The organism is Pseudoalteromonas sp. 78C3 (assembly GCF_002836695.1).
GTDB lineage: Bacteria > Pseudomonadota > Gammaproteobacteria > Enterobacterales > Alteromonadaceae > Pseudoalteromonas > Pseudoalteromonas arctica.
This window is the reverse complement of sequence record NZ_PJAV01000009.1, coordinates 1-5,806: the sequence shown is the minus strand read 5'-3', so window position 1 is coordinate 5,806 and position 5,806 is coordinate 1. Positions and strand designations below refer to the sequence as shown.

General features: G+C 37.7%; 6 protein-coding genes. 4 read left to right on the top strand and 2 right to left on the bottom strand.

Annotated features, from left to right (window positions below):
• Positions 1-7 precede the first annotated feature (7 nt).
• From CXF76_RS20740 to fliD, 3 genes are all read left to right on the top strand, one after another.
• On the top strand, positions 8-1,000 hold the full coding sequence (locus CXF76_RS20740) for a flagellin (protein WP_232785071.1): 993 nt from the start codon (positions 8-10) through the stop codon (positions 998-1,000).
• A gap of 150 nt (positions 1,001-1,150) precedes the next feature.
• A complete protein-coding gene (locus tag CXF76_RS00250) occupies positions 1,151-1,570 on the top strand; it encodes a flagellar protein FlaG (protein ID WP_101162761.1) in 420 nt (139 codons plus the stop codon).
• Positions 1,571-1,630: 60 nt separating this feature from the next.
• Positions 1,631-3,061, top strand: a complete 1,431-nt coding sequence (gene fliD, locus CXF76_RS00245; RefSeq protein ID WP_101162760.1) for a flagellar filament capping protein FliD — start codon at positions 1,631-1,633, stop codon at positions 3,059-3,061.
• Positions 3,062-3,206: 145 nt separating this feature from the next.
• On the opposite strand, the gene CXF76_RS00240 is transcribed toward fliD, so the two are convergent.
• Positions 3,207-3,506 carry a hypothetical protein gene (locus tag CXF76_RS00240; RefSeq protein WP_101162759.1) on the bottom strand — a complete coding sequence of 100 codons (300 nt, stop codon included), beginning with the start codon at positions 3,504-3,506 and terminating at the stop codon, positions 3,207-3,209.
• 8 nt (positions 3,507-3,514) lie between these two features.
• Positions 3,515-3,916, bottom strand: a complete 402-nt coding sequence (gene fliS / locus CXF76_RS00235) for a flagellar export chaperone FliS (RefSeq protein WP_101162758.1) — start codon at positions 3,914-3,916, stop codon at positions 3,515-3,517.
• Between the two features lie 433 nt (positions 3,917-4,349).
• Here fliS and CXF76_RS00230 point away from each other — a divergent pair, with 433 nt between their 5' ends.
• On the top strand, positions 4,350-5,786 hold the full coding sequence (locus CXF76_RS00230) for a sigma-54 dependent transcriptional regulator (protein ID WP_101162757.1): 1,437 nt from the start codon (positions 4,350-4,352) through the stop codon (positions 5,784-5,786).
• Positions 5,787-5,806: the final 20 nt, after the last annotated feature.

Below are 5,806 nucleotides of genomic sequence, written 5' to 3'. Positions count from 1 at the left end.
GGTTAATCTGCAAGGTGCGGTTGGTGCGGATGCAACAGAAAATGGTTTGGGTCAAGCAACTGCAGGAGCTGTTGACCTCACTACAGCTGCACCTTCAGTAACAGGAGGAACGTACAGTATATCAGGCCGTAATGATGCCGATGTTGTAATAGCTGATGGCGCTAGCGCTGAAGCAACTGCAGCTGCAATTAATAGCGTAACTAGCTCTACAGGTGTTACAGCTCAGGCAAGAACTGAAGCCGAAATTACATTTGGGGCAGCAGCAGCAGGGCCTGTATTAGATAGTACTATAAGCTTTGAACTAAACGGTGAAGATTTGTCATACACTTCAACAGGAACTGTTGATGGTGATAAACAAGCAATGGCTGAAGCCATTAATGGTGCAACTGATGATCATGGTGTGATTGCAACGATTGATAATGGTGTGTTGTCTGTATCAAATAATACTGGAGCAGATATTTCAATTGTTAATTTTAGTGATAATCTTGCTACACCAGCTGCAACCTTACTTGTAAAGCCTCAAGGTTACAATGGTACTGATGGAACCGAAATTACTTTAACTGCTGGAAGTACTGATTCGACTTTGATATCAGGCGCAGTCCAATTAAATTCTTCTGAAACGTTCAGTGTAGTAGCCGATGATGATTCAATTGCAGCAACTACTAATGCTGTAGTCAGTAAGCTAAATGATGTTTCTGACGTTGATATTACAAGCCAAAAGGGCTCGCAAGATGCGCTAGCAATTATTGATAACGCGATTGCAAACATCGACTCACAACGAGCGAGCTTAGGTGCGGTTCAAAATCGTTTTGACCACACAATAAGTAACTTAGCAAATATTTCTGAGAACGTATCTGCATCACGTAGCCGTATTCAAGATACTGACTTTGCAACAGAAACAGCAGAAATGACGAAAAACCAAATCTTGCAACAAGCAGGTACATCAATCTTGTCGCAAGCGAATCAGTTGCCACAAACAGCACTTAGCTTATTAGGTTAATAGGTCAAGCGTTAGCTTAATGGTTAGCTAGTACATAAAGTCAGTATTAGCTTTACAATAAAAGGAGGTGGCTTTAGCTACCTCCTTTTATGGTTCAAGGGCTAAAATTAAGCTATTGTTGGTTTAATTAAGTGAGAAATAGGAACTGTTATGAATACAATTACTTCAAATGCAGAGGTTACAACATTATCTAATCTAACCGCTGGAAATGACAAGCAGGTAGGACCGGTTGTTCACTCTTTAACCGAACGAGCTGTTGATGATGTAAATCAAGTAGAGAAACAAAATCAACAGCAATTACAGAAAAACCAATACGATATAAACTCTACGCAAAAGCAGCCTTTAGAGCGTGAACAATTAGAAGAGATGGCGCAACAATTGCAAGACTTCATGGGCGAAATGAACCGAAGTTTACAATTTAAAGTTGATGAAGATTCAGGCCGCGATGTAATTAAAGTTCTTGATAAAAACAGTGGTGAAGTCATTAAACAATATCCTTCTGAGGAAGTGTTAAGTTTAGTGTCTAAATTATCTGAATCGGCAGGTATTTTGATTGATCAAACGGTTTAGTCGGTAGTTTGAATTACTAATAATAAGTTAGTTTATTTTTGAGTATTTGAGAGGTGAAGTATGTCTATTTCGTTTAATGGCTTAGGCTCAGGTTTGGCCGTATCAGATATTGTTGATGCATTAGTTAATGCTGAACAAGCACCTGCTGAAGCTCGTTTAAATACTAAAGAAGCTAATTTAACAACAGATATTTCAGCTGTAGGGGCATTGAAATCTGCACTGGAAAAAGTGCAAACCTCAATGGAAGCTTTGGGGGATAGTGATAAATACCAGCAGCGTAGTACATCAGGTACTGATGACTTTATCTCTATTAGCGCAGATGAAAACGCGCAGCCTGGAAGCTATAACGTAAAAGTAGACGCATTAGCACAAGCTCATAAGTTATCGTCCCCTGCATTTGCAGCAGACGAGGCTATAGGTGCGGGTGTAATCACGATAGGTTCTGGCACAAATAGTTTTTCTACGGTTTTATCGGCTACAAACACGTTAGAAGATTTACGAGACCAAATTAATAACGGCCCTTATACTGGCAATGATAGTAATGATTCAGTTGTGGCCACTATAGTCACGAGTGATACAGGTCAGCATTTAGTGCTGACTAGTAAAGAAACCGGTGAAGACAACGCAATTACAATTTCCGTACAAGACGATGACGGTAATAATACTGATACTGGCGGATTATCTCGATTAGCTTATGACGTATCAGATACAGACCCAGCTAACCATACTACTAATCTAACTGAAGTAAACGCTGCACAAAATGCACAGATAACAATTGATGGTGCGTTGACTGTATCAAGTAATACTAATGAGTTTAGCAATGTTATTGATGGTGTTGACATTAATGTTAAGAAACTGCATGACATCGATGACGACATAAGCGACATATCAGTTACTGAGAACAATAATAATATTAAAACAGGTTTAAATAGTTTTATCAGTAGTTACAACGAGTTGTTAGAGCTTAGTAACACTTTAGGTGCGTCAGGTGAAGATGGCGTTGGCGTAATGGCTGGGGACTCATTATTACGTGGTGTAATGTCTAAACTGCGAGATACAATAACAGATTCAGTAAATGTGGGAGGGAGTTCGTTATCACTTTCACAATTAGGAGTAACAACTGACCGGTATGGTGTGCTTAGCTTGGATAGTGACACATTGAATGATCAAATTAAATCCGATGTTAGTTTAGTACAGCAATTTTTTGTTGGTAGTAATGATGATGGCTTTGCACAGTCGTTTGATGATTTAGTTAGTTTTTATACAGATTCTGACGGTATTATCCAAAACAGAATTGATAGTAAAACAAATCAGTTAGATGATTTAGATGATCAAAGAGAAAGTTTAACAAGTAAAATGGAGTCGTTATCAGCTCGTTTATATTCTCAATATAATGCGATGGATTTATTGGTGGCGAGCCTTAATAACACCAGCAGCTATGTCCAAGCTCAATTAGAGAACATGCCAGGCGTAGTTAGGCAATCAAATTAATAACTGAGTAAGAATATTATATATTTAATAAAAAACCGCTAAGTTTAAACTTAGCGGTTTTTTATTGTGTATTGCTCTTTGATTCAAATAGTAAGATATAGCCATACATTTAGTTAAAATAAAGGTCGTTTATTAGGCCTGTTTACTAGGTGCTTTTATAAGCTTTAATGGCCTTACCAGACTTTTTATGTTTAATAATAGCTTTAGAAGATTCATTTTTTGCATTATTCGCTTTAACTAAAATGGTATTTATACGAAGCTGAATTAATTCTAATTGCTCTGCACTTGGGCCTTCACTGCCTTCACACCATTGCTTTATATCAGTATTTAAAGTGTCTAAAAAAGGCTGAGCTTCGTCTGCATTATTATCATTTACCAACACTTCAATGTTACTAAGTAATGCTTGTATCTGCTCAGCATGGCTTGCTGGTGTTTGCGAATCCATAATTAAAATTAAACCGCAGGGTTGCGTTGATCTAGTGGGATATTATCCCAACCTTCTTTAATTTCTTTAACAATACTTGATACTTCAGTAATTGCTTCAATATCGTTATGTAGGTTAGCTTGCGTTAAGCGACGTTGGCAGTAATCGTAAAGTGCCAATAAATTGTTAGAAATACTAGGGTCTTGTTCTACTTCTAAATTAAGTGCATCTTGCAGTGCACCAAATAACAAAATACATGCTGAAATATTTTCACCTTTTTTTGCTATTTCTTTGCGCTCAATAAAGCCCTTTGTTGCAGCTAAACGACCAATAATATTACTGAATATAAGGTTTATTTGTTCGTAAGGTGCCATTTCGGCAATGCTGCTAGCACGAACTTGACTGTATTTTTTTACTGAGACATGAGCCATGGGAAAATCCTAAAATTTAAAACGATAAAATTATGTGAAAGCTAATATAAAAACTTATATAAAAAATCAATAAAGCTTTTATACTTTTATAAGAACAAAGCAATATTAATGCCAAGCATTTTTGCTTATCTATATATCGGCATTTGTAACTTCAACTTAAATTTATAATTGAGTTTATTTACTAACAATAGCATTTTTATAGCCGAGTAAATTAATTTTTAGAGCTAAGTTATAGTTAGGTAATAGTTAAGTAATGGCTAAGTTAAAACTATAACCCATACTTAATGATTAACTATTAAGTATGATTGACTTAACTAGCCCGTCTGTTTTTTGGCGTTTATGTCAAAAAACTGCCGCTATCACTTGCATCCATGCTGAACTGGCTTACAATTTAACTAATTATAAAAATTAGTGAAAGTACGGCTCGCTAAATATGATCTTGATTTTAGATAATAATAACAACCGCGCAATAGGATTAAATGCTTCGCTTGGCTTTATTGGTGAAGCTGCTCAACTATTAAGCGAAGACTGCTTTGAACAAGAATGTAAAAAATATCAGCAGCAAGAATGCATGATTATTTTAGGAGCGTTGCAATCACTTGACCACGAAAGCTTAATTAAACGCTATCCAACATTACCGTTTTTATTAATTGGCGAAACGCTAAAACCACTATTAAGTATAGCTAATGTAGTGGGGCTTATTTGCGAGCCATTTAATCACGAAGTGACAACTCAGTTACTTCACGACTGCCAGCAGTATCAGCGTATGTTGCCAAACGAGCACAAGCACAGTAAACCACACAAAACGTTTGATGGTCTTGTTGGTGAAACCGATGCGGTTAAAGATGTGCGTTTTTTAATTGAGCAAGTGGCAAAAACTGATGCTAATGTTTTAATTTTAGGCGAATCAGGCACAGGTAAAGAAGTGGTTGCCCGTAATGTACACTTGCTTTCAAAGCGTATTAATGGACCGTTTGTACCTGTTAACTGTGGTGCTATTCCGGCTGAGCTGCTCGAAAGTGAACTATTTGGCCACGAAAAAGGCGCGTTTACTGGTGCTATATCGGCTCGTAAAGGGCGGTTTGAACTAGCTCAAGGTGGGACGTTATTTTTAGATGAAATAGGCGATATGCCACTGCAAATGCAAGTTAAGTTGCTGCGAGTATTGCAAGAACGCAGCTACGAACGTGTTGGTGGTACAAAGGCTATCCAAGCTGATGTACGCGTTATTGCGGCCACGCATCGTAACCTAGAAACAATGATTGAAGAGGGGAGTTTTAGGGAAGATTTATATTACCGCTTAAATGTATTTCCTATCGAAAACCCATCGCTTAGTGAACGTGCTGATGATATTCCGCTGCTTTTAAAAGAGTTAATGCGCCGTGTTAACGACCAAACAGGTTCTACCGCTAAGTTTACCGAGCGCGCTGTTGAGAGCTTAAAAGAACATGCTTGGCCTGGTAATATTCGTGAGCTTGCTAACTTAGTGGAACGTATGGTTATTATGTTTCCTGAAAAAGTGGTTGATATTCCCGATTTACCTAATAAATATCGTTACATTGAAGTTGAAGCCTACGAACCAGAATACCCTGAAGAGTTAATGGAAAAAGACGCTTTTAACGACATATTTAGCACCGGTTTTAGCGATTACGAAAGTGAGCCAGACGCTGAGTTTAGCCAAACGGGTAGTGGGCTATTGCCAGATGATGGTATTGAACTTAAAGATTATTTAGCCGAACTTGAAATTAGCTTAATAACCCAAGCGTTAGAGCGCTATGATTACGTTGTAGCTCGCGCTGCAGAAATACTAGGTGTACGCAGAACAACACTCGTTGAGAAAATGAAAAAGTATAATCTTTCAAGAGATTAAGGTCGCGGATTCAAATCTGG

What these genes read in the sequence shown, in the direction of transcription:
- fliS (WP_101162758.1), bottom strand. Translation starts at nt 3,916, where the DNA reads ATGGCTCATGTCTCAGTAAAAAAATACAGTCAAGTTCGTGCTAGCAGC.
- CXF76_RS00230 (WP_101162757.1), top strand. Translation starts at nt 4,350, where the DNA reads ATGATCTTGATTTTAGATAATAATAACAACCGCGCAATAGGATTAAAT.
- CXF76_RS00240 (WP_101162759.1), bottom strand. Translation starts at nt 3,506, where the DNA reads ATGGATTCGCAAACACCAGCAAGCCATGCTGAGCAGATACAAGCATTA.
- CXF76_RS00250 (WP_101162761.1), top strand. Translation starts at nt 1,151, where the DNA reads ATGAATACAATTACTTCAAATGCAGAGGTTACAACATTATCTAATCTA.
- fliD (WP_101162760.1), top strand. Translation starts at nt 1,631, where the DNA reads ATGTCTATTTCGTTTAATGGCTTAGGCTCAGGTTTGGCCGTATCAGAT.